Raw genomic sequence first — 21,192 nt, forward strand, 5'->3', positions numbered from 1 at the left:
TCCGGCCGATCAGACAATCGGCCAGTGCAACGGCTTCAACAGATTCGGGCGGTGCCTATCGAGCCCGAATCAGAAGCATCAGGGGACGTCTAGGTGAATCCACGCGGCAGCAGCCGCGGCGAGCAAAACCGATCAGGCAGCGCCGAACAGATGCGTTTGGCAGTGCCAGCACGCAGTCAGGGTCAGGTGGGATCGGATGAGACGTGCAGGAGAACAACGCGAAGAAGCAGTAACAGGGTCCATGTCCATGTATCCCGAAAGAGCCAGTGAAACGCATCGATCCGAAACGCTGGATGGATGCGACCGGGTCATCAGTCGGCTCCCCTGTGCGCGTCCGCGCAGCCGACGCTGGCAATGCGAATGCAGTGGCAGCGATTCGATTAAAGATGGCCCACTCCGCGCTCGCAAGCTGAGCGCCAGAAGACAGTCGCGTGACTGGTTGCGCAATTTATGCCAGGCATGCGTATTCACGCGCGCAAAGCGAAGTTTTCGGCCGCGGAATTGGCCGCAATAGTGTGAAATGTATTGCGTGCCCATAGGCACAACGCATCACGATGCGTGGGTCCGCTTCGCATCCGGGTCGGCGCACTGCGCAGATTGCGACGTTCATGCGCATCTGTCGCAGTGATGCGATGCCATACGATTCAGGACTGAGATGCCTTATGAGGGCGCGCGGCCAACGGCGCCTGGGCCGACATCCATGTCACCCGCATCGTTCAATGCAGCGTAGGGACGTGCCGGCCCGGTGACAGCATGGGCTGTCGCAATAGAAAAGGCGCCGATCCCGCGCGTGCCCCGGGATCGACGCCTTGATGCTGCGATGTCTTGAACCTGTCAGCTACCAGCGATACGCCACCGACATCTGATACTGCCGCCCGGCGATCGGCCGGCCCATGAACACACCGCCGGTCGCCGCACCCGGCACGCGCACGTTGCCTTCGGTGAGCCCCAGCGTATCGGTGACGTTGCTGCCGCTGGCGGTCACTTCCCAATGCTCGCCCATATGCAGATTGGCGCCGATGTCGACCATGTCGTAGGAGGGCAGGCGTTGGCTGTTGGCCAGATCGGCAAAGCGATCGCCGATGTAGGAATACGTGGCAAATACCTTGAGATCGCCGAACGGCAGCATCCAGTAATAACTCGGCGTGAGCCGGAACTGCCGCTTGGGTTGGCGCATCACCTGGTTGCCGGTGAACTCGCGATAGTTGCGGTATTTCGCATCCAGCCATACCCCGGTACCGGCCAGCTCGAAGCCGCCGAACGGGCGGATCGCGCCTTCCACCTCCAGGCCGCGCGCGCGCGAATCGCCAACGGCGGTGAAGTTATCGCCATTGGCCAGGAATGCCTGGAACGGCGAATTCTTGAACGTGTTGTAGAACGCGGTGAGATACAGGTCGTAGGCGCTGGCACCGGACTTGAGGCCAAGCTCGTACTGGTCCACTTCCTGGACGCGGTTCTGACCATCGCGCAGGTTATCGAAGCCGGGAAACTTCACACCCGAGTTGACGCGTGCGAACAGGCTGTTGCTGTCATTGAGTTTGAAGTTCAAGCCGGCCGTCCACGAGAACGCCTCGTCGTCCTGATCGATGCGGCGTGTGGTCGCCAAGGCCAGCGAGGTGGCGTTGTCGTACAAGGTTGCCGGGTTGCCATCCAGGTCCACCGTGCTGGTGTCGTGCACATTGCCGGTCACGCTCTGGCGCTCGTAGCGTGCGCCCAGGTCCAATCGCAGCCGGTCGTTGAGTTCCCACTCGTCGGCCACGAAGGCGGCGATGTTTTCGCCGTCGTAGTTGGCGCGCAGATTCAAGAACGCGGTGCTGGTGAAGCCCTGGCGCGTGGCCCGGCGTCCATCGTCCAATGCCACGTCGATGCGACGTGCGTTGTTCTGTGCGGTGAGCAACATGGTGTTGCCCAGGTACCAGGTATCGGCCGAGGAATACTTGGCGTAGTATGCGCCCACGGTCAAGGTATTGCCGGCAAACAGCTCGCGGCTCAAGCGCAGATCGTTGGTAAAGGAATTCAGCCGCTTGTCCACCGACCACCAGCCGGCTTCGAGCACCTGTTGATTCGGGTCCACTGCGCCGCCGCCATTGGTATAGGTCGCGCTACCGCTGCTGCCATAGCCGGCAATGAAATCGCTCAACCGCAGCGGCGCATCGCCGGTGAACAATGCATAGGTGGGCGCGCTGCCGCTCATCACGTTGAAGCGGTCGGCAATGGTCCAGTCGCCGATTTCCCAATTCAGTTCGCCGCCGAATACATCGATGTTGACACCGCGCCCATCGGCCAGGTCGCGTTGCACGGTCTCACCGTTCGGCCCGACCAGCAGGTCCACGTTGCGGAAATCGCGACCGAGCAAAGTGCCGGTCTGCGCATTCAAGCCGGGAAAGCTGGACAAGTCGTTGCCGTTATTGCGCGACAGCAGCGGAATCGCGGTGTAGAAGGCGTTGTTGTCGTCGGTATGCCGCGCATAGAACGACAGCTCGCCGCTGTCCCAACGCTTGCTCAAGGTGGCGCTGAACTGGCCGCCCTTGTCGGCAGAAAATTGTGGGTCGCGCACGCCATCGGTTTCGCGAAAGAAGCCGCCCACGCTGTAGTACCAGCCATTGCCCATCGGCCCGCTGTTGAACACATCGATGCGGCGCAAATCATTGTTGCCGCCGGTCAGTCGCACGCTGCCCTCCGGCTCGTCCTGGCCTTTTTTCTGGATGAAATTGACCGTCAGCCCGGGCTGGCCGTTGGAAAAGATCGGGCTGGAGCCGCCACGCAGCACTTCCATGCGCTCGACGGTGTCGTCGACGCGGAACAGCGTGGAGTTCTCCAGAAACGACAGGGTCGGCGGCGGAAACAGCGGTGAGCCATCCAACTGCATGGTCACAAACGGCGCGTCGCCTTCGGAAGGCATGCCGCGCACGAAGATGTTGGCACCGGTGCCGCCGCCGCTGGGTTCGGCCCACACGCCCGGTACGATCTTCAACAGGTCGGCAGTGCTCTGCGGCACCGCTTGCTGGATCTGTTCGGGGCTGGCGGTGGTGATCGAAAAGCTGGCATCGCGCTTGGCCAATCCCTTGAAGCGCGCGGTACCGCTGACGATCACCGCATCCAGCGTGGTGGCGTCCTGCTTGGTTGTCTCTTGCGGTGCGGTCTGCGCGTGCGCCATCGGCGCAAGCAAGGTGGCGATGGTCAGCGATAACGCGTAGCGGGGCATGGATGAAGTCATGATGATTTCCTTCTGTCGCAGCAACCGGCAGATCCCGTCGCAGTGTACGGCGTGCTGCCTGAAAAAGTGACTTGCCGCACAGGAATGCATCGATGGTGCAACAAGCCTGCACAGCGCGTGTTGCTGTTCTAACGGAGTCGCGCATAAAAGCTGTTGTGCGCCGCGTCAACGCATGCAGCGATCGACGTGTGCGTGATGCGCGAGCGTACGCATGGATCGAGCGGCTCTAGGGCAGCTCGGGAAACGGGTGTGCAGCTGCCAGGCAGACGCAGCTGATGCTCGCTGCGGCGTGTGCCACGCATACATCCCGATTCCTCCGCGTCGCCGCACCAAACTGACGACGGCTCGCTACGTTTTGGTAGCGGCTCTTGGCGCGCATGTTGACTCGAACGCATGCAGTGGCAACCACGTGCGATCGCTGCTGCGCGCAGCGTGCCGAAGATGATTGCGTTGTTCTACGCGCGTCTTATGTCGCGGCAACGGTGCGCAGCGGCGCCGCTTCGCGAATCGGCAGGTTGATCAGCGCGGCCGCAACCGCAAGCACCATGTCGCCGTACCACATCCAGCTATAGTCGCCGCTGTGTTCCAGCACCACTCCGCCCAGCCAGGCGCCGAAGAAACCGCCGAGCTGGTGCGAGAGCAAGGTCAGGCCGAACAACGTGCCCATGTAGCGCGGACCGAACAGCTTGCCGATCAATCCCGCAGTCGGTGGCACCGTTGCCAGCCAGGTGAAGCCTAGCGCCGCAGCGAACAGATAGAACGTCAGCGGTGTGGGCGGTGCGAGCAGGTACACGCCGATCAGCACCGCGCGGCTGGCATACATCGCGCATAGCAACCACTTCATGCGCACGCGTTCGCCCAGCTTGCCGGCGACCAGACTGCCGGCCACGTTGAACAGGCCGATCAACGCGATCGACACTGCCGAGACGCTGGCCGGCAACCCGCACAGCGCCACCTCGCCGGGCAGATGCGTGACCAGGAAGGCGATATGCACCCCGCAGGTGAAAAAGCCCAGATGCAGGCACCAATAACTGCGGTCGCGTACCGCCAGACTTAGTTGCGCGCGCAGGCCGATGTCATCGGCGGCACGCACAGATGCACTGCCCGCTGCGGATGGCACGCGGCGTAGCGGCCAGGCCAGCGGCAAGGTCAGCAGCGACACGAACGCCAGACCGAGCATCGCCTTGGCCCAGCCGGCCGCGCCGATCATCACCTGCACCAACGGGGCGAAGACGAACTGGCCCATCGAGCCGCCGGCATTGATCAATCCGGCCGCAAACGAACGCCGTTCCGGTGCGATGCGGCTCGCGGTGGCGCCAATCAAGACTGAAAAACTGCCAGCGCCGGCACCGGCTGCCGCCAACACGCCCAGCGACACGATCAAGCCCCATTCGCTGGCCAGCCATGGCGTCAGCGCCAATCCCAACGACAGCAACACGCCGCCGAACAGCAGCACCGGCAGCGGCCCGCGCTGATCGGCGATTGCACCGAACACCGGTTGCACCGCGCCCCAGACCAATTGCCCGATCGCCAGCGCGAAGCTGATCGAGGCGATACCGATGCCGGTCTGCCGATGGATCGGCTCGACGAACAGCCCGGTGGTCTGGCGCGCGCCCATGGTCAACATCAGCATCGCCGAGGCGGTGAGCAGCAGGCCCCATTGCGCACTGGCGCGCGCGGTCGCCGACGCGCTCATGCGGCGGTATCCAGCACGGCGTCCAGGCGGTCCAGCGTGGCATGCAGCTGCGCGGTGGGCGCTGCACCGAACAGCGTCTCGATGCGTTGCTGTGCGGCGAGCCAGTGCGGTTGTGCGCGCCGCAGCAACCCACGGCCGCTGCGGCTCAGGATCAGCCACGTTTGCCGGGCATCCTCGCCGCGCTGAGTGGTGATCCATCCAGCGGCAAGCAAGGGCTTGAGGTTGCGGGTGAGGGTGGTGCGGTCCATGCCCAAGGCCTGTGCCAGTGTGCCCAGCGACTGCGCTGTATCGAGCCGGCGCAGGATCGAATACGCGTTGAGGCTCAGCCCCACCGGTGCCAGCGCATGGTCGTACAGCTGCGACATCCGACGCGCCGCCCGGCGCAAATGAAAGCAGGTGCAGTTGGAAGTGCTGGACATGAACGCGCTCCGCAGGATGCGCGCATATTGCGTGTATATGCACTTATCTACAAGTGGCCAGCCGTGCTGCAGCTTCCCAAGCAACCGCGCTTCTCCATAAATGCCGTAGTCCCCCAACCAGCCAACCACGTAGGAGCGCACCCGGGCGCGACCACGCATGACCGTGACCGGTCATCGCGCAGTAGAGCGTGCACTGCCATATCTAGCTCCGCGGACGACAGCCACCGGTGTTACGAAACAGCCGGTGCTGTTACACAGGGACTACCGCTGTGCAATGAAGGCTGCACAACGCGTCCGCGTTGTCCCGGTGCCGGTCCGTCCGTGCGATTCGGGTTGCGACAAGCACTACATCCCAAGCGCGGCAATCCGATCGGCGACTCATCGAAAACCCCACACAAAAAAGGCCGCCCGAAGGCGGCCTCGCTTCTACTCAGCGGGGGAGAGAGACCGCTGTCAGAAGAACATCCGCACGCCGAACGAGGCGCTGCGGCCAGGCAACATCACATCGTCCTTGAGGAAGGAGGTGTGCACGCGTGCGTCCTGATTGGTCAGGTTGTTGCCGTCCAGAAACACTTCCCACGCATTGCTGCCGCGGTCCACGTGATACGCCAGATGCGCATCCACGAAGGTGTAGCCATCGGTCGGGGTTTCGTTCACCGCCACCTTGTCCTGCTTCATGGTGCGGGTGGCGCCAATCGAGGCGCGCCATGCGTCGGCATTCCAGCGCATCTGCGCACCGAAGCGGCCCGGCGCGATGCGCGGCAGATTGTCGCCGTCCTTCAGGCGTGCACGCACGGTATCGCCGAACACGCGCAGGTCCCATGCGCCGGTGTCGTTGTTGGCCAGGTGGAACGTCGCTTCGCCTTCGAAGCCGTGGAAGATCGCATCGGCCTGCGTCCACTGGCGGATCGGCAGGAAGTCGTTGTCTTCTGCGTTGAACCACTGATTGCCGGTGTCGACGATGTAGACGAAGTCGTTGTAGCGGTTGTAATACGCCGCCACCTTGGCATCCACCCATTCGTTCTGGAAGTTAAGCCCCAGCTCGGCCTGGTTGGCCTTTTCGGTCTTCAGATTCGCATCGCCGATCTCGAAAGCGAGCGTGGCGATATGCGGGCCGTTGGCGAACAGTTCTTCTTCGGCCGGTGCGCGCTCGGCGTGATCCAGGTTGGCGGTCAGGCGCCACTGCTCGTTGAAGCGGAAGCCGCCGCTGGCCGAGAAGCTGGTCGGGGTGAAATCGCGGTCCACGCCGATGTCGGTCTGGTACTTGACCTTGTCCACGCGCGCACCGACTTCGGCGGTGACGCGCTCCCAGCTGTTGCGCGCCACGGCGAATGCGCCGAGCGAACGGGTATCTGTCTTGGGGACGAAGGATTCTTCGCCCACTGCCTGGAAGGTGGTATCGCTGCCTTGCAGGCCGAACGCGGTCTGCCAGCCGCCACCAAAGGTGAACGAGGCTTCCACGCGGCCTTCGTTGGCGCGCTTGGTGAACACGGTGCCGACTTCGGTGCCTTCGAACTCGGTGTGCGCGTAGTCGGTATGGCCGAAGCTGTAACGCAGCGCGCTGCCTTCGCCCCACGGATCGGTCAACCCGCCCTTGAGGTCGTAGCGGTCCTGCTGCAGCTTCAACGACACGCCACGCTCGCCGAGGGACGGGTCGCCCGGCTCACCGGGGTTGCCATAGTTGTCGCGGAAGCGCGAGGCCGACAGGCCGACAAAGCCCCAATCGCCGGAGAGCGAGGCGCCGATCGAGCCCACCTTGGAGTCGATCCAGCTATTGCGCTGGCGGCCTTGCGGGGTGTCGTAATCGTTCTGGTTGCGGTACACGCCATCGGCGTGGATCGACAGGCCGCTGCCGTTGCCGGCATCGACACGGAACATGTCGGTGTTGCCGTCCTTGTCGCCGCCATCGAAGCGCACTTCGGCGCGGCCGCTGAAGCCGTCCACCGGCGTTTCGGCAATGCGGCCATCGACCACGTTGACCACGCCGCCGATCGCGCCGGAGCCATACAGCAGAGTGGACGGTCCCTTCAACACTTCGATCTGGTTGGCCAGAAACGGCTCGATGGCAGGCGAATGGTCCTGGCTGACGGTGGACACGTCCTGGGTGGACAGGCCATCGCGCAGCACCGCCACGCGCGGGCCGTCCAGGCCGCGAATGATCGGCCGGCCGACGCCGGGACCGAAGTTGGAGCTCTGCACGCCCGGCAGGCTGGCCACGGTCTCGCCCAGGCTCGAACTGCGCACCTCATCCAGACGCTCGCCGGCCAGCACCTCGACCGGGCGGCTCAGCTCGCCGGCCGCATCGCGCAGCGGGCTCGCGGTCACAACCACCTTGTCCAGGTCCTTGATGTGCCGGCCGCTGGAATGGGTGGCGTCATGCCGGGTGTCCGACGTCGGCGGCGTCTGCGGGTCGGCAACGTCCGGTGCGTCTTCGGCCATGGCCAGGGCAGGAGTCAACAGACTGGTCAGTGCCAGTGATAGAGCGGAGCGGCGCAGCGAGGGGATGAGCGTGGGGGCCATGTGGATCGGACTCTCTAATTGTTACTATATATCAATAGGATGGCGCAGCTTGCCTGCTGCGCCGACGGCAAGACCCGCTCTGCGCGATGCAGTGGTGCGGGCCTGGAACAAGGAAGATGTTATATTATTCCACGTCGCCGCGAGCACCTGCTGGAAGTCATGCCTCTGCCCACACTTCGCCATTTGCTAGACCGCTTCGGTGCGACCGGGTCGCTGCTGTGCGCCGTGCACTGCGCGGTACTGCCGCTGGTGCTGGCGCTGGCGCCGTCGCTCGGGTTGTCGTTCTGGCTGGGCGACGGCGTCGAACTGGCGATCGTGATGTTCGTGACCTTGCTGGGTCTTTTTAGTCTGGTCCTGGGGTATCGCCGCCACAAGGCGCTGCATGCGCTGGCGCTGCTGCTACCTGGCCTGGCGCTGCTTTGGGTGGGTCTGTTGTACGACCCGCTGCATCATTCGGTAGTGCCGCACGCGGTGGTGATGACGCTGGGCGGCGCCTTGGTCGGCATTGCCCACCTGGTCAACCTGCGGCTGAATCACGGTCATGCGCATGTCCATGACGCGAGCTGTGCGCACTGATATGCGCTGACGCGCGACTGCGCGATGGTTGCAGTCGGTGGTGAGGACGATCGTTTTGACGCTGTTGCCAGGCCGCCGCCGTGAGGTGACAGCCAGGCGCCTGCCGATGGTGTATCCGCTTCACGACCGGCTGGCTCACAGGCCTGTAGGCCGTCCGGGCTGCGCGGCCCCGGGCCGACGTGATAGGCTTATCGGTCTTGCGCGAGGGCACCGCCGGTGCAAGCCTCGCCAAACCCGTGCCAGCACGGGAATTTGTATTCACATTCAGGAGTCGACGAAATGGGTAAGGGTGACCGTAAGACCGCCAAGGGCAAGCGCTACAACGCCAGCTACGGCAATTCGCGTTCGCACGCGGTGAGCAAGGTTGTCGTGGGTGCAGCTTCCCCGGTTGCCAAGAAGGGCGTGGTCAAGGCGCCGGCCAAGAAGGCTGTTGCCAAGAAGACCGTCGCCAAGGCCAGCTGACCCCAGCCCGCTTTGCGATCTAAAAACGCGGCGCTTGCGCCGCGTTTTTTTATGCCTGATTTCAGCGAAAAACACTGATCGAATGCTTGCCAACGTGCCCGTGCTGATGCGGGTCTGAGCGGTGGCTGCGGTAGCGCGTCATCAGCGTCGGCATCCGTTGCGATGACGCGCAACGCATCCGAGCAGTGGCGCGCGCCATGTCATCAATCGGCGCCGTTCTTGATGCAGTCCGATAAAGCCCTGCGCGCATCGATAACGCCGCGTCCCTAGTGCGCTGTGTCCGCAGCCGGCGTTGGGTTCTTCGCCGCTGGCGTCAGCAACTGCTCGGCCAGTCCGCGATAGATTGGCGTCTTGCACACCAGCCCGGACACCGCGCGTGCAATCAACACGGTAGCCAGGATTGGCAGCAGCATCTGGCTGGTGTCGGTGAGCTCCAGCGAAATCACTGCCGATGTCAGCGGTGCCTGTGTGACGCCGGTCAGGTAGGCGCACATGCCCAGCAACACGAAAGTGCGCGGGTCCACGCTCGGCATCAGCACCGACAGGTTGTGGCCGATGCCGGCACCCACCGCCAAGGCGGGCGAGAACAGGCCGCCCGGGATGCCGGCCAGGTACGAGACCAGGTTGGCGATAAGCTTCATCAAGCCGAACTCATGGCCGACCACGGCATGCCCCTGCACCAGGCTGCGGGCCTGCTCGTAACCGGTGCCGAAGGCGCCTTGCCCGAACACCAGTGCCAGCCCGACCAGCGCCACGCCGCATAACGCGGCCAGCAGCACCGGGTGCCGCTGGCGCAGCGCGCCCAGCCAGCGCGGTTTGCCGCTGACGCTGGCCAGTACCAGCCGCGCGAAGATCCCGCCGAGCAGCCCGGCCACGCTGCCGCACAGCGCGATCGCCAGCCACGCCTGGCCCAGCGGCAAGGCCACCGCCACTTTGCCGAAGTAGGTGTAGTTGCCCAGCAACCCCAGCGACACCACGCCGCCGACGATCACCGCAGTGAGTAAGGTGCCGGAGAAGCGGTGCTCGAAGCGCCCGCTCAATTCTTCGATCGCAAAGACCACGCCGGCGAGCGGCGTATTGAAGGCTGCGGCAATACCGGCCGCGCCGCCGGCAAGCAGAAAATGCGAGAGCTCGCGCGGATCGTGAAAGCCGAACCAGCGACCGAACACGTGCATCAGGCTGGCGCCGACATGCACGGTGGGGCCTTCGCGCCCGACCGATGCGCCGCCGAGCAGCGACAGGGTGGTCAACGCAAGTTTGCCCAGCGACACACGCAGCGACAGATTGGTGTCGCGAAACGCCTGGTCCGGATGCTCCAGCGCAGCGATGACCTGCGGGATACCGCTGCCGCGGGTGGGGCGCATTGCCCCGGAGGTGAGCCAGGCGAGCAGGGCGAAGATGCCCGGCGTCAGCAGCAGCGCCCACCAGATCGAATGCGCGGTGATGCGTTGAAATAACTGGAAGGCGGCATCGCTGGCCTTGGCGAACACGATGGAGACCAGGGCCACCGCAATGGCGCCGCCCCAGAGTGCAGCGCGACGACGCCAGCCTTCGCTGGACAACAGCGGCCGCAAGCGGCGCGGCGAGGGATCAGAAGCAGACATCGCCCTATTGTCGCATCCGCTCGCCGCCGCGGGTGTGCGCAGTGCTCAGTGCGCAGCGTCCGGCGGCACGCGCAAGGCCGGCAGCAGGGTGGCCGGGTTACCGTCGTTGGGCGCTGCGGTGATGCCGAGCAGGCGCGTCATCAAGGCATATACATCGACGTTGTCGAACCCCGGCAAAGTCTTGCCCTGCGCCAGATCCGGGCCTTGCGCCACGAACACCGCACGCATCGAGGGCAGTGCAGGATCGAACCCGTGCGAGCCGCGCACGCCTTGTTGCGCGCGCTTGGCCAACTTGTCGGGGAACAGTGCGTCCCAGCCTTCGTGCATCTGGCACACGATCGGCGGAATGCGCGGATGCGTGCCGTAATGCCAGCGCGCCGGTAGTTCGGTTTTACGCCAGCAGTCGTACTGCGCATGCGTGCCGAGCAGCATGGCTTCGGCGCTGGCCTGTTGCCCGGGCTGCGGAGTGAAACCGATCACCTGACCATCGGTGACCGCGGTGGCAATCGCGGGCGGCGCGATGGCTTCCACGCTGATCGCATGCCCTGGCGCCACTTCGGCCATACCGTGGTCGGACACCACGACGATGTTGGTGCGCGCACGGGTGCCGTCGCGCTGCATGCCGGCCAGCAACCGGCCGATGGCGGCATCGACTGCGCGCACGCTGTCGGCGTATTCGCGCGATTCCGGGCCGTGATCGTGGCCGGCTTCATCCACGTGTTCGAAGTACAGCGTAACCAGACGATTGCGCTGCGCACCGGAGCGCGCGAGCCAGTCCAGCGTTTCGTCCACACGGGCGTCCAGGCCGACACCTTCTTCGTAGTGACGCCATTGCGTGGGGCGCACGCCCTGGATGGCCGCCTCGCTGCCCGGCCACGACCAGGTCGCTGCATGCAGGCCGGCCCGTTCTGCGCCCACCCACAGCGGCTGGCCACCCCACCAACGCGCGTCGCCCACCGCGTCCTGCTTGCTCAGCCAGAAGCTGCCCAACGCGGGGTCGCGCATGCTGTTGTGCACGATGCCGTGGTGGTCCGGGCGCAGACCGGTGACCAAGGTGTAGTGGTTGGGAAAGGTCAGCGACGGATACGACGGCGTCATCCAACGCGCACGCACGCCATCGCGCGCAAGTTGGGACAGCGTCGGCGTGATGCCGCGATCTAGCATGTCTGCGCGCAGGCCATCGATGGAGATCAGCAGCAAGGTGTGCGGCGTGTCGTCGACTGCCACGGCCGCCGGTGTTGGCGACGATGCGGTAGGCTGCGTCGAGGCGCTGCGCATACCGGGCTGGGTGGAGCAGGCCGCCAGCAACGCGGTGGCTATCGTGGCAACTACAAGACGTCGATCGATCATGTCGCCAGTTTACGGCGCAGCGATGACCTCGCGAAGTCAGGGGGCCTGGATTGCGCGCTGGTCGCCGAACAGATCGTCAGCACGCGCGATCTGGCGCGGCGACCAGCCTTCCAGTTGCAACAACGCCTGCTTGGTCGGCAGGCCGCCGCCAAAGCCGGTTAACGTGCCGTTGGCGCCGATCACACGGTGGCAGGGCAGCACGATCGGCAACGGATTGCGGCCGTTGGCAGCGCCCACCGCGCGGCTGGCGGCGGGGCGACCTACCGCCTGCGCGAGCTGTGCGTAACTCCAGGTCTGGCCGAACGGAATTTGCGCCAACGTGTGCCAGACCTGCAGCTGAAATGGCGTGCCGGCCGGTGCCAGCGGCAGGTCGAAACTGCGTCGCCCGCCATGCAGATAATCCAGCAGTTGCTCGCGCGCTTCGCGCACCAGTGCGGTATCGGGGGCGTGCGTCCAGCGTGCACGTCCGGGCGCGTCGTAGCGGTTCTGTGCGAACAGGATATGGTGCACGGCGGTGGAATCGGCGGCCACGGTGAGCGCGCCGATCGGCGAGGGAAAGGTGTCGTAGTACAGCGTGTTCATGGGCGGGTGTCCTTGCGATCGACGGCGAGATGCCACAGGTGCAACACGGCATATGCGCGCCATGGGCGCCATGCCTGCGAACGTGCCTCGGTGGCCCGTTCGCTTAAACGTTCTGGCGCGCCGAGAACCTGCTGCAGGATCAGGTCGCCGGCCGGAAACGCATCCGGATGCGAGAGCGCGCGCATCGCGATGTAATGCGCAGTCCACGGGCCGATCCCGGGCAGCGCGGTGCAGGCGGCAACGAAGTCGGACAGGCGCTGCCCGGCGCCGAAATGCAGCCGGCCTTGTGCGCAGGCCAATGCCAGTGCGCGCAACGTGGCCGCGCGTGCGCGTGGCAGCCCGAGCTGTTCCAGTGGCGCGTCGGCCAGCTGTTCGGGCGTGGGAAAACTACGGTCCAGCCCAGGCGGCATGTCGGCATGATGGCCGCCGTGGCGGTCCACCAGCCGCGCCGCCAGCGTTGCGGCACCGGCCACGCTGATCTGCTGGCCCAACACTGCACGCACGGCGACTTCAAAGCCATCCCAGCCCCCCGGCACGCGCAGGCCGGGCCGGCGCTGGATCGCCTCGGCCAACAGCGGTTCGGATTCAAGCGTGGCATGGACGGCCTGCAGGTCGGCATCCAGATCGAACACGCGACGCACGCGGCGCACGATCTGCGGAATCTGGCGCGGGTCGGTGGCATCGATGCGCAGCAGCAGTTCCGCCCGCTGCGGCGCGGCGGCGACCTCGATCAAGCTGGCGTTTCCAGGCGTGCCGATCACGCGCCGGTAGCCGCTGGCATCGACCTGCTCGATCCCCGGAATCGCGCGGCGCTGCAAAAAGCCCAGCATCGCAGCCCAATCCAGCGGTGGGCGATACCCCAAACGCAGACGCAATTGGCCGCCTGGCACTTCGGTGCGCTGCTTGCGTAGCGCCGACGGCGGCATTCCGCAGCCCTGCAGAAAGGCCGCGTTGAAACGCCGCAGGCTGTTGAAGCCGGCAGCGAGTGCGACCTCGGTGACCGGCAAGGCGGTTTCGGTAAGCAACTGCTTGGCCAGCAGTAACCGGCGCGTGCCGTGCACCTGGATCGGGGTGGCGCCAAGCTGCTGCACGAACTGCCGTTGCAGCTGCCGCGCACTCACCCCCACCGCATCGGCCAGCGTCTGCACCGGCTGCTCCTGCAGCACGCCTTCGGCAATCATCGCCAGCGCACGCTGCACGCTTTCTTCGCCCAGATGCTGCTGCGCCTGCGGCGACAGCTCCGGACGACAGCGCAGACACGGCCGGTAACCGGCCGCACTGGCCGCCGCCGCGCTCGGGTAATAACTGACATTGCCTGGCTTGGGCGCCGGCGCCGGACATACTGGCCGGCAGTAAATGCCGGTGCTGCGCACCGCCGTGAAAAACAGCCCGTCGAAGCGCGCATCGCGCGCCAACCGGGCGCGGTCGCATTGGATTCGATCGGGCGTCAACATCTGCATGGCGCCAGTCTATGCCCTGGCTTCGGTCGAGGCTGGCCGTTTTCGGACAGGGTTGCCGCAGCGTGGCGTGTTCACGGCCGGGTCAAACCTGTGGCCCATTCAGCCATAGACTGAAGGTGAATCCGTCGCGCTCACAATCCCCATCATGCTCAAATCGCTTTGCCTGTCCGTTGCGTGTCTGCTCTTGCTGGTGGCGTGCGAACGCAGCGCGACGTCTGCCGATGCCGGGGCGGCGCAACAAAACAATGCCGGGCAGGCGGGCGATGGCGACCACATGGTGTCGGTGGATACGCCCGAGCCGGTGGCGCCACCGCCGCGTCCGCGCGCGCAGACGGGTGAGGTAGGTTGGCCGCAGGCACAGCTGGAATCGGGCCAGGCGTGGATCAGTTGCGCGACCGATTACAGCAAGGAGGCCGGCGACGGCACGCTGCTGCCGGCGCTGGATCGTGCCAGCGTGGAGGCGGCGCTGGCGCCGTGCCGCGAGACCGGGCTGGTGCGGGTGCGGTATGCGGGCAAGATCAATGCCGGCTTCGCTGCGCTGGTCTGGCGCTTGGCGGCGGTGGCCGAACAACTGCGGTTGCCGCATCGCATCGTGGATCTGGATTCCAGCGGCGGGCAGGTGGAGGCGGCGATCCGCGCCGGCGACACCATCGGCGAATCCAACTGGACCATCTGGGTGCGCGAGGGTTCGGTCTGCCACAGCGCCTGCGTATTCGTGCTTGCGGCCGGCGATAACCGCCTGGTGGCCGGCAAGGTCGGCATCCACCGGATGATGCGGATCAGCTCCAAGGCGACGTCGCGCGCAGAGCTCAATCGCGAATTGCGCGAGGTCTACGGCAACGTCAAGGATTATCTGGAGCGCAACGGTGTGGCAGTGGCGGTGGCCGATCTGATGATGACCGTGCCTAACCGCAGCCTGCGGCTGCTGACGATGGAAGAACTACGCGAGTACGGGTTGGACGGCACCAATGCCGTACAGGACGACCTGGAGCGCATCCGGCAGATGCGCAAATGCGGCGATGCGTTTGTGCGCCGCAAAGATGCGTTTCTGGTGGCGTTCGATCAAAAGTGCAAAGGCGAGGGCGCAGATCTGGATGCGGTCAACGCGTGTGGGCTGGCCCTGAAGCAGCGCTTCGGTTTTCCGGATGCGGCCTGCCCGGAAGAAAGCCCGCTGGCCGAGACCGATGCCGCCGCCTTGCCGGCAACCCCGGCGGCCGAGACGCAGACCGGTTCCGCAGCGGATGAGCGACCACCGACAGAACCGAGCGCCGCCGCGGCGCCGGATGCCGCAGAGACGGAGCCGTCGACGCCCGCGCACGCCGAAGGCTGAGGGCGGCGGCAAGTTTCACGCGTATCGCACTGCGCGCTGCCTATCGTCGCCCCATCACAACCGGGCCGGGGGGCACTATGCGAGGCAAGACCAAGGGCGTTGTACTGGCGTATCTGCCATCGGCGTTGCTGGTGCTGGTGGGCTTCGGCGTTGCCGAACTGCTGCGCGTTGCCGCCGCCGCACTGCATGCGCAATGGCCGGCCACGCTGGGGATGTGGCTTAGTCTGGCGGCGCTGGTTGCGGCCGTCGCACGCGCGTTCTGGATCAGCTGGCGCCTGTGGCGCCCACGCGGCGTGGCTGCCGTGCCGCCTGCTCCCGGCGGAGAGCTCTAGCGATTCGATCCAGGCCGAACGAACCTGGTCTGGGTTGGGGCTGCGTTGAACGCGCGGTTCGCACTGGCTGCGCAGATCCGGCCTGCCGCCTGCGCTCTACCGGCGGATCAGGCGGCTTGTTACACGCCAACGCGACAGTGTCGTCCGGATCATGCAGTCAGCCGATCCCACCCGGATCGCGCGCCGCTTGTGTTGCGCAGGTCCCGCCATAGACTGCGCTACCCGCCGCAATGTGTGCGGTCCATCGCTTTCCAACCCGTTCAAGGTGCTGTCCCATGCTCCGTCCTCGTTTGCTTGTCGCGTTGGTGTTGGCTCCAGCGCTGGCGTTTGCTCAACAACCGCAACCGTCCCGCGCGGCCACTGCCCAGCCGGCGCCTGCGGCACAAAAACCGGCGGCGGGGCAGCCCGTACCAGCGCCCAGTGCGGCCCAGCAGGCGCAGGTTGCCAAGCAGGACGTGGAGATGACCCAGGCCGCCTTGCGCGTGGCGCAGATGGTCGATGCCAACAAGGCCGCTTCGCTGTGGGACGGTGCGTCCAGCGTGGCCAAGACTGCAGTCAAGCGCGATGCCTTCGTCGCCCAGCTCGCCGGTGAGCGTGCGCGTCTGGGTGCGATGGTCGGGCGTGGTCAGGGCTCGGTGACGCGGGTGAAGTACGGACCCGGCGCGCAGGTGCCCGAAGGGTTGTACGTCAACGTCAGCTTCCCGACCCGGTTTGCCAACGCGCCGCAGCCGGTGCGCGAGCTGGTGTCGTTCCGTCTGGACGAAGACAAGACCTGGCGCGTTGCGGGCTACAGCCTGCGCACGGCGGCCAAGTGATGCGGCAGCCCATCAGGAAATTTGCATGCAACTGACCATCGAACTGCAGATGCTGGGCTGGGCCATGGTGCTCGGGCTGGTACAGCTGCTGGCTGCATCGGTCAGCATGACCGCGCAGCGCGGCACCAAATGGAATGCCAGTCCGCGCGATGGCGATGCCAAGCCGTTGACCGGCGTCGCCGCACGGCTGGATCGCGCGTTTCGCAACTATCTGGAAACCTTTCCGATCTTTGCCGCCGCGGTGCTGGCGGTGACCGTGGCCGGTCGCACCAATGCGGAAACCGCCTTGGGCGTGCAGCTGTATCTGTGGGCGCGAGTGGCCTACGTGCCGGTTTATGCGGCCGGTATCCCCTACCTGCGCAGCGCGATTTGGGTGGTGTCGTTCTGGGGCATCGTCAAGCTGGTACGCGCGCTGCTGGGTTGGTAAGGCATTACGGTTCTGGCGCGTGCACGCTTGCCGTGCATCGCGCTTGATCCCGATCGAGCGCGGTGTCGCGCGTTGGCTTCAGACTGGCGCATCGGTGGTAGCCGGTGCGCAGCATGCAATCGCTGGATAGCGTTATCCGCCGTTTTTATACGGTCATGGGCGTGCAAGCGGGCAGGCGATACGAGCATTCCGCCGCACTGGATTGCATCAGCTCGGCACCCGCGCCACGATCGCATCGATCGCCGCCTGCGTATCGCCGCTGCGCATGGCCTCTTCCAATAGCGGGATCGCCCAGGCGCATCCTGCATGGGTCAGATGCACGCGCCAGTCGCCTCGCCAGCCGTCCAGCTCGTGCAACCCCAGCATGATGCAACCGCCGCGGTCGGCATGGCCGCCATGGATGGATTGCTCCAGCCAGAACGGGCGCGCCGCGCCGAGTTCGATCGAGAACACGTAGACGTCGTGTTTCGGATCTTCGGAAGACGGCGCGATATTGCGCTGTCCGATCTCGATCACCCTCATTCGCCGGACTCAGACTCAGACTCGGACTCGGGATCCATGGCCATGACGCGAATTTCCACGTCGTCCAGTTGCACGAGCTGACCGGGGCGGATCTTCGCGGTCTTGCGCAGTTCCTGCACGCCATCGACGCTGACCGCGCCGCTGGCAACGATGGCCTTGCCCTGGCCGCCGCTATCGGCAATGCCGGCCAGCTTGAGCAACTGGTTGAGTTCGATGTACTCGCCATCCAGGTCGAATTCCAGGAATTGCATGCTGCACTCGGTCGAAAAAGAAACCGATTATCCGCCCGGAGCCGCCGCCGGCACCACCATGCGCAGGCCCGCACCAGACACATGGCTGCGCGCAGGCAGCGACAGCGCGCTGTCGCTGTCGTCAGAGTGGCCGCCTACTCGCGGCGAAACCGCGCAATCTCCTCCAGCAGGCGCTGCGCGCGGGTCAGGCTGCCACCGGCATGCGCATCGTCGATGCGGTCCAGCCAGGGGTGCTGTGCGCGCTGCAGCCGCCGATAGCCGTACCAGGTGCCGAAGGCGCCCATCACGCCCACCAGCACGTTGAGCAGCAGCCAGACGTGCGGCAGTGTGGTGCCAGTGAGGCTGCGCCAGGCGCTGTCGGCGACTGCCACCCAGAGCACCCAGAACGCGATGCCCAACCACGGCGCGACGCGCGTGCGCCAACGCCGCAGCTGGGCGAGTGCTTGTTGCGTCTGGACCAGCGGCCCGGCGAAATCCAGTTGCGACAGCAGCTGCAATTGACGGCTCGCCGAGAGCGCCAGCGCCACGCACCATAGCTGCAGCAGCACGCCGCCGATGATGGCCGCAACTTGATGGGGTTCTCCCAGCCAGCCACGAACAAACACAAGGCTCAGTGCCAGTGCACACACGAGCTGTGCCACCTGGCGCCACCACAGCGGGCGCAGGCTGGCATGCGCTGCATCGCTGCGGATGGCGCCGAGCAGGCGATGCATGTCTGCGGCCTGGCGATCCAATCGGTGTTCCAGGGCGTGCCAGGCGTGTTGCATGTCGTCGAGTTCCATTGCGGCTCCGGTGGTGTCTTGGGTCAAAGTTCGTTGCGGATGCGCGCCTTCAGGCGGCTGAGTTTTGTGGCGACGTTGGTTTCGCTGATGCCGAGCACCTCGGCGATCTCGCGGTAGCGGTGGTCGTCCAGATAGAGCAGCAGCAAGGCGCGCTCCAGCGTGGGTAGCTGCGCGATGAAGGCGTATAACGCGGCGACCTGCTGCTCGCGTGCGGGGTCGCGCGCCGCCGGGTCCGCGATTTGGTCCACCACCGCATCCAGGGCGATCGGCGCATCCGGCGCACGGTTGCGGCCGCGCAGGTCGCTGATCGCCACATTCAGCGCGATGCGATACATCCAGGTCGAAAAGCGCCGGCTGGGGTCGTAACCAGGAAATGCGCGCCACAGCTGGGCCGCGATTTCCTGGGCCAGCTCGTCGCGGTCGTCGCGATTGCGGCAATAGCTGGCGGCCACCTTCAGAACGATGCCCCGGTGCTGCCCAAGCAGGACGCTGAAGCGGGTTTGCAGGTCTGTATCCACGGGCTTGGCTCAGGTGCCGGGCAAGGCGGGGAAATGCGTGCCAGGATGATTCGCCGGGGCGGGCGAATCCTCACAACCTGAACAAAACGTCACCCCCCTTCGACACGAAGGGGGGTAAGGGCGCACAATACCCTGCTTTGCGCCTGCCGGCTCCGTGCGGCGCCTCCGGAGTTACCCATGACCCAAGAATCTTCCGCGCCGCTGCTGTTTGCAGACCTCGGCCTCTCGGACGCTGTGATGAAAGCCGTTGCCAACGTTGGCTACGAGTCGCCGTCGCCGATCCAGGCTGCCACCATTCCCGCGCTGCTTGCCGGCCGCGACGTCCTCGGCCAGGCGCAGACCGGTACCGGCAAGACCGCCGCGTTCGCGCTGCCGGTGCTGTCCAACGCCGATCTGAATCAGCTCAAGCCGCAGGCGCTGGTGCTGGCTCCGACCCGCGAACTGGCCATCCAGGTCGCCGAAGCCTTCCAGAAGTATGCCGAAGCCATTCCCGGCTTCCGCGTGCTGCCGGTCTACGGCGGCCAGCCGTATGCCCAGCAGCTGAGCGCGCTCAAGCGCGGCGTGCATGTGGTGGTGGGTACCCCGGGCCGGGTGATCGATCACCTGGATCGCGGCACCCTGGATCTGTCCCAGCTCAAGACGCTGGTGCTGGACGAAGCCGACGAAATGCTGCGCATGGGCTTTATCGACGACGTCGAAGCCGTGCTGAAGAAGCTGCCGGAAAAGCGCCAGGTGGCGTTGTTCTCGGCCACCATGCCGCCGGCTATCCGCCGCATCGCGCAGACCTATCTGAAGGACCCGGACGAAGTCACCATCGCGGCCAAGACCACCACCTCGGCCAATATCCGCCAGCGCTACTGGTGGGTGAGCGGGCTGCACAAGCTGGACGCGCTGACCCGCATTCTTGAGGTCGAGCCGTTCGACGGCATGATCATCTTCGCGCGCACCAAGGCCGGTACCGAAGAACTCGCGCAGAAGCTGCAGGCCCGTGGCCTGGCCGCGGCCGCCATCAACGGCGACATGCAGCAGGCCGCGCGTGAAAAGACCATTGCCCAGCTCAAGGACGGCAAGCTGGACATCCTGGTCGCCACCGACGTGGCCGCCCGCGGTCTGGACGTGGAGCGCGTCAGCCACGTGCTCAATTACGACATCCCGTACGACACCGAAAGCTATGTGCACCGCATCGGTCGTACCGGTCGTGCCGGCCGTAATGGCGACGCCATTCTGTTCGTCACCCCGCGCGAGAAGGGCATGCTGCGCTCGATCGAACGCGCAACCCGTCAGCCGATCGAAGAAATGCAGCTGCCGAGCGTGGATGCCGTCAACGACACCCGCGTGGCGCGCTTCATGACCCGCATCACCGAGACGCTGGCCAGTGGCCAGATCGACATGTACCGCGATCTGCTGCAGCGCTACGAGGCCGAAAACAACGTGCCGGCGATCGAGATCGCCGCGGCGATGGCCAAGTTGCTGCAGGGCGATGCGCCGTTCCTGCTGACCCCGCCGGTGCGTGGCGCGCGCGAAGAGTTCACCCCGCAGCGTGCCGACCGTGGGGATCGCGGCGATCGCGGCGAGCGTCCGCGGTTCGAGCCGAAGTTCGAGCGTGGCCCGCGTGCCAACGACGGCGAGCGCGCACCGCGTCCGCCGCGTAGCGAGGATGCCGGCAGCGAGCGTCCGCGTCGTGACCCGGCCCCGCGTGGCGAGCCGGAGTTCGGCATGGAGAGCTATCGCATCGAAGTGGGTCACACCCACGGCGTGAAGCCGGCCAACATCGTCGGCGCCATCGCCAACGAAGCCGGCCTGGAAAGTCGCTACATCGGCCGCATCGATATCCAGGACGATTACTCGATCCTGGATCTGCCGGCCGACATGCCGCGCGAACTGCTGACGCACCTGAAGAAGGTTTGGGTCTCCGGCCAGCAGCTCAACATGCGCAAGCTGGAAGACGGCGAGGCGGCGGCGTCGCCGTCCAAGCCGCGCTTCCCGCGTGGTGGCAAGCCGTCCGGTCGTCCGAACGGCCCGGGGCGTCCGATGGATCGCGCCGGCGCGCCACACCGTAAGGGTCCGCCCAAGCCGCGCGGCGAGTAAGCCCCGCTGACAATCGGCTGCGCGGCGAAGCGCGGACGCAGCCGGGGTCAGTGCCGCTATTCCTTTCAAGGCATAGCCTGGCAATGCAAGCAAGCGTGTCCCGACAGGGACCGCAGAGGGCGGATGGTCAGCCAGGCTGACCTTTTCCGCCGGCCGTCCGGCAAACGGACGCCGCCATACAGACTCGGCCATGACGGCCGCTACTGCCTTCAGGCGCCCACTGGGCGCCTGAATCGCATCG

General features: G+C 65.7%; 19 protein-coding genes and 1 other RNA gene. 8 read left to right on the forward strand and 12 right to left on the reverse strand.

Annotated elements, in window-relative coordinates; genetic code table 11:
* Positions 1-838: 838 nt before the first annotated feature.
* A complete protein-coding gene (locus ABQZ00_RS05445; RefSeq protein WP_323537405.1) occupies positions 839-3,217 on the reverse strand; it encodes a TonB-dependent receptor in 2,379 nt (792 codons plus the stop codon).
* 289 nt (positions 3,218-3,506) lie between these two features.
* Between ABQZ00_RS05445 and ABQZ00_RS05450 the strand changes: the two genes are divergently transcribed.
* Positions 3,507-3,581: non-coding RNA, sX9 sRNA (locus tag ABQZ00_RS05450), on the forward strand.
* A 102-nt stretch (positions 3,582-3,683) separates the two neighbouring features.
* Here the strand turns inward: ABQZ00_RS05450 and ABQZ00_RS05455 are convergent.
* From ABQZ00_RS05455 to ABQZ00_RS05465, 3 genes are all read right to left on the reverse strand, one after another.
* Positions 3,684-4,913 (reverse strand): MFS transporter, encoded by a 1,230-nt coding sequence (locus ABQZ00_RS05455; protein ID WP_323537404.1) that lies wholly within the window; start codon positions 4,911-4,913, stop codon positions 3,684-3,686.
* A complete protein-coding gene (locus ABQZ00_RS05460) occupies positions 4,910-5,332 on the reverse strand; it encodes a MarR family winged helix-turn-helix transcriptional regulator (RefSeq protein WP_115528483.1) in 423 nt (140 codons plus the stop codon). Before ABQZ00_RS05460 ends, ABQZ00_RS05455 begins: the two co-directional genes overlap by 4 nt.
* Before the next feature lie 453 nt (positions 5,333-5,785).
* Positions 5,786-7,852, reverse strand: coding sequence for a TonB-dependent receptor (locus tag ABQZ00_RS05465; protein WP_323515692.1), 2,067 nt, complete (start codon positions 7,850-7,852; stop codon positions 5,786-5,788).
* Positions 7,853-8,011: 159 nt separating this feature from the next.
* On the opposite strand from ABQZ00_RS05465, the gene ABQZ00_RS05470 reads away from it, so the two are divergent.
* Entirely contained in the window at positions 8,012-8,428 is a 417-nt protein-coding gene (locus ABQZ00_RS05470; RefSeq protein WP_115529109.1) for a MerC domain-containing protein, read from the forward strand.
* Between the two features lie 279 nt (positions 8,429-8,707).
* Positions 8,708-8,890, forward strand: coding sequence for a 30S ribosomal protein THX (locus tag ABQZ00_RS05475; protein ID WP_055849858.1), 183 nt, complete (start codon positions 8,708-8,710; stop codon positions 8,888-8,890).
* Positions 8,891-9,156: 266 nt separating this feature from the next.
* Here ABQZ00_RS05475 and ABQZ00_RS05480 read toward each other — a convergent pair whose 3' ends face one another.
* From ABQZ00_RS05480 to ABQZ00_RS05495, 4 genes are read right to left on the reverse strand one after another with little or no spacing between them, the layout of a single operon-like run.
* Complete coding sequence (locus ABQZ00_RS05480; RefSeq protein WP_323537403.1) at positions 9,157-10,494, reverse strand: chloride channel protein; 1,338 nt, start codon at positions 10,492-10,494, stop codon at positions 9,157-9,159.
* A gap of 45 nt (positions 10,495-10,539) precedes the next feature.
* Positions 10,540-11,844: an alkaline phosphatase family protein gene (locus ABQZ00_RS05485; RefSeq protein ID WP_323537402.1), complete on the reverse strand. Its 1,305-nt coding sequence runs from the start codon at positions 11,842-11,844 to the stop codon at positions 10,540-10,542.
* Positions 11,845-11,880: 36 nt separating this feature from the next.
* A complete protein-coding gene (locus tag ABQZ00_RS05490; RefSeq protein WP_115513415.1) occupies positions 11,881-12,426 on the reverse strand; it encodes a methylated-DNA--[protein]-cysteine S-methyltransferase in 546 nt (181 codons plus the stop codon).
* Positions 12,423-13,886: an AlkA N-terminal domain-containing protein gene (locus ABQZ00_RS05495; RefSeq protein ID WP_323537401.1), complete on the reverse strand. Its 1,464-nt coding sequence runs from the start codon at positions 13,884-13,886 to the stop codon at positions 12,423-12,425. The genes ABQZ00_RS05490 and ABQZ00_RS05495 overlap by 4 nt, the downstream gene beginning before the upstream one ends.
* Positions 13,887-14,031: 145 nt before the next feature.
* On the opposite strand from ABQZ00_RS05495, the gene ABQZ00_RS05500 reads away from it, so the two are divergent.
* From ABQZ00_RS05500 to ABQZ00_RS05515, 4 genes are all read left to right on the forward strand, one after another.
* Positions 14,032-15,216: a COG3904 family protein gene (locus ABQZ00_RS05500; RefSeq protein ID WP_503064241.1), complete on the forward strand. Its 1,185-nt coding sequence runs from the start codon at positions 14,032-14,034 to the stop codon at positions 15,214-15,216.
* A gap of 77 nt (positions 15,217-15,293) precedes the next feature.
* Positions 15,294-15,548, forward strand: a complete 255-nt coding sequence (locus ABQZ00_RS05505; protein ID WP_115528477.1) for a hypothetical protein — start codon at positions 15,294-15,296, stop codon at positions 15,546-15,548.
* A gap of 275 nt (positions 15,549-15,823) precedes the next feature.
* Positions 15,824-16,363 (forward strand): DUF4019 domain-containing protein, encoded by a 540-nt coding sequence (locus ABQZ00_RS05510; RefSeq protein ID WP_055849873.1) that lies wholly within the window; start codon positions 15,824-15,826, stop codon positions 16,361-16,363.
* Positions 16,364-16,388: 25 nt separating this feature from the next.
* The gene (locus tag ABQZ00_RS05515; RefSeq protein WP_055849874.1) at positions 16,389-16,790 is read left to right on the forward strand and encodes an MAPEG family protein; all 402 of its coding nucleotides are present in this window, start codon (positions 16,389-16,391) and stop codon (positions 16,788-16,790) included.
* A gap of 207 nt (positions 16,791-16,997) precedes the next feature.
* Here ABQZ00_RS05515 and ABQZ00_RS05520 read toward each other — a convergent pair whose 3' ends face one another.
* The 4 genes from ABQZ00_RS05520 to ABQZ00_RS05535 all read right to left on the reverse strand — a co-directional run bounded on the left by ABQZ00_RS05520 (position 16,998) and on the right by ABQZ00_RS05535 (position 18,863).
* Positions 16,998-17,312: a hypothetical protein gene (locus ABQZ00_RS05520; RefSeq protein ID WP_323537400.1), complete on the reverse strand. Its 315-nt coding sequence runs from the start codon at positions 17,310-17,312 to the stop codon at positions 16,998-17,000.
* On the reverse strand, positions 17,309-17,563 hold the full coding sequence (locus tag ABQZ00_RS05525; protein ID WP_104617131.1) for an RNA-binding S4 domain-containing protein: 255 nt from the start codon (positions 17,561-17,563) through the stop codon (positions 17,309-17,311). Before ABQZ00_RS05525 ends, ABQZ00_RS05520 begins: the two co-directional genes overlap by 4 nt.
* Positions 17,564-17,697: 134 nt before the next feature.
* On the reverse strand, positions 17,698-18,345 hold the full coding sequence (locus ABQZ00_RS05530) for a hypothetical protein (RefSeq protein WP_115528473.1): 648 nt from the start codon (positions 18,343-18,345) through the stop codon (positions 17,698-17,700).
* A gap of 23 nt (positions 18,346-18,368) precedes the next feature.
* Positions 18,369-18,863 (reverse strand): RNA polymerase sigma factor, encoded by a 495-nt coding sequence (locus tag ABQZ00_RS05535; RefSeq protein ID WP_323537399.1) that lies wholly within the window; start codon positions 18,861-18,863, stop codon positions 18,369-18,371.
* 177 nt (positions 18,864-19,040) lie between these two features.
* Here ABQZ00_RS05535 and ABQZ00_RS05540 point away from each other — a divergent pair, with 177 nt between their 5' ends.
* Positions 19,041-20,951 (forward strand): DEAD/DEAH box helicase, encoded by a 1,911-nt coding sequence (locus ABQZ00_RS05540; protein ID WP_323537398.1) that lies wholly within the window; start codon positions 19,041-19,043, stop codon positions 20,949-20,951.
* The last annotated feature ends 241 nt before the right edge of the window (positions 20,952-21,192 follow it).

Source organism: Xanthomonas sp. WHRI 10204, from assembly GCF_040202875.1.
In the GTDB taxonomy this organism is placed as follows: Bacteria; Pseudomonadota; Gammaproteobacteria; order Xanthomonadales; family Xanthomonadaceae; genus Xanthomonas.

Excerpts from the sequence above, each read along its gene's own strand:
- ABQZ00_RS05445 (WP_323537405.1), bottom strand. The coding sequence starts at position 3,217 with ATGACTTCATCCATGCCCCGCTACGCGTTATCGCTGACCATCGCCACC.
- ABQZ00_RS05455 (WP_323537404.1), bottom strand. The coding sequence starts at position 4,913 with ATGAGCGCGTCGGCGACCGCGCGCGCCAGTGCGCAATGGGGCCTGCTG.
- ABQZ00_RS05460 (WP_115528483.1), bottom strand. The coding sequence starts at position 5,332 with ATGTCCAGCACTTCCAACTGCACCTGCTTTCATTTGCGCCGGGCGGCG.
- ABQZ00_RS05465 (WP_323515692.1), bottom strand. The coding sequence starts at position 7,852 with ATGGCCCCCACGCTCATCCCCTCGCTGCGCCGCTCCGCTCTATCACTG.
- ABQZ00_RS05470 (WP_115529109.1), top strand. The coding sequence starts at position 8,012 with ATGCCTCTGCCCACACTTCGCCATTTGCTAGACCGCTTCGGTGCGACC.
- ABQZ00_RS05475 (WP_055849858.1), top strand. The coding sequence starts at position 8,708 with ATGGGTAAGGGTGACCGTAAGACCGCCAAGGGCAAGCGCTACAACGCC.
- ABQZ00_RS05480 (WP_323537403.1), bottom strand. The coding sequence starts at position 10,494 with ATGTCTGCTTCTGATCCCTCGCCGCGCCGCTTGCGGCCGCTGTTGTCC.
- ABQZ00_RS05485 (WP_323537402.1), bottom strand. The coding sequence starts at position 11,844 with ATGATCGATCGACGTCTTGTAGTTGCCACGATAGCCACCGCGTTGCTG.
- ABQZ00_RS05490 (WP_115513415.1), bottom strand. The coding sequence starts at position 12,426 with ATGAACACGCTGTACTACGACACCTTTCCCTCGCCGATCGGCGCGCTC.
- ABQZ00_RS05495 (WP_323537401.1), bottom strand. The coding sequence starts at position 13,886 with ATGCAGATGTTGACGCCCGATCGAATCCAATGCGACCGCGCCCGGTTG.
- ABQZ00_RS05500 (WP_503064241.1), top strand. The coding sequence starts at position 14,032 with ATGCTCAAATCGCTTTGCCTGTCCGTTGCGTGTCTGCTCTTGCTGGTG.
- ABQZ00_RS05505 (WP_115528477.1), top strand. The coding sequence starts at position 15,294 with ATGCGAGGCAAGACCAAGGGCGTTGTACTGGCGTATCTGCCATCGGCG.
- ABQZ00_RS05510 (WP_055849873.1), top strand. The coding sequence starts at position 15,824 with ATGCTCCGTCCTCGTTTGCTTGTCGCGTTGGTGTTGGCTCCAGCGCTG.
- ABQZ00_RS05515 (WP_055849874.1), top strand. The coding sequence starts at position 16,389 with ATGCAACTGACCATCGAACTGCAGATGCTGGGCTGGGCCATGGTGCTC.
- ABQZ00_RS05520 (WP_323537400.1), bottom strand. The coding sequence starts at position 17,312 with ATGAGGGTGATCGAGATCGGACAGCGCAATATCGCGCCGTCTTCCGAA.
- ABQZ00_RS05525 (WP_104617131.1), bottom strand. The coding sequence starts at position 17,563 with ATGCAATTCCTGGAATTCGACCTGGATGGCGAGTACATCGAACTCAAC.
- ABQZ00_RS05530 (WP_115528473.1), bottom strand. The coding sequence starts at position 18,345 with ATGGAACTCGACGACATGCAACACGCCTGGCACGCCCTGGAACACCGA.
- ABQZ00_RS05540 (WP_323537398.1), top strand. The coding sequence starts at position 19,041 with ATGACCCAAGAATCTTCCGCGCCGCTGCTGTTTGCAGACCTCGGCCTC.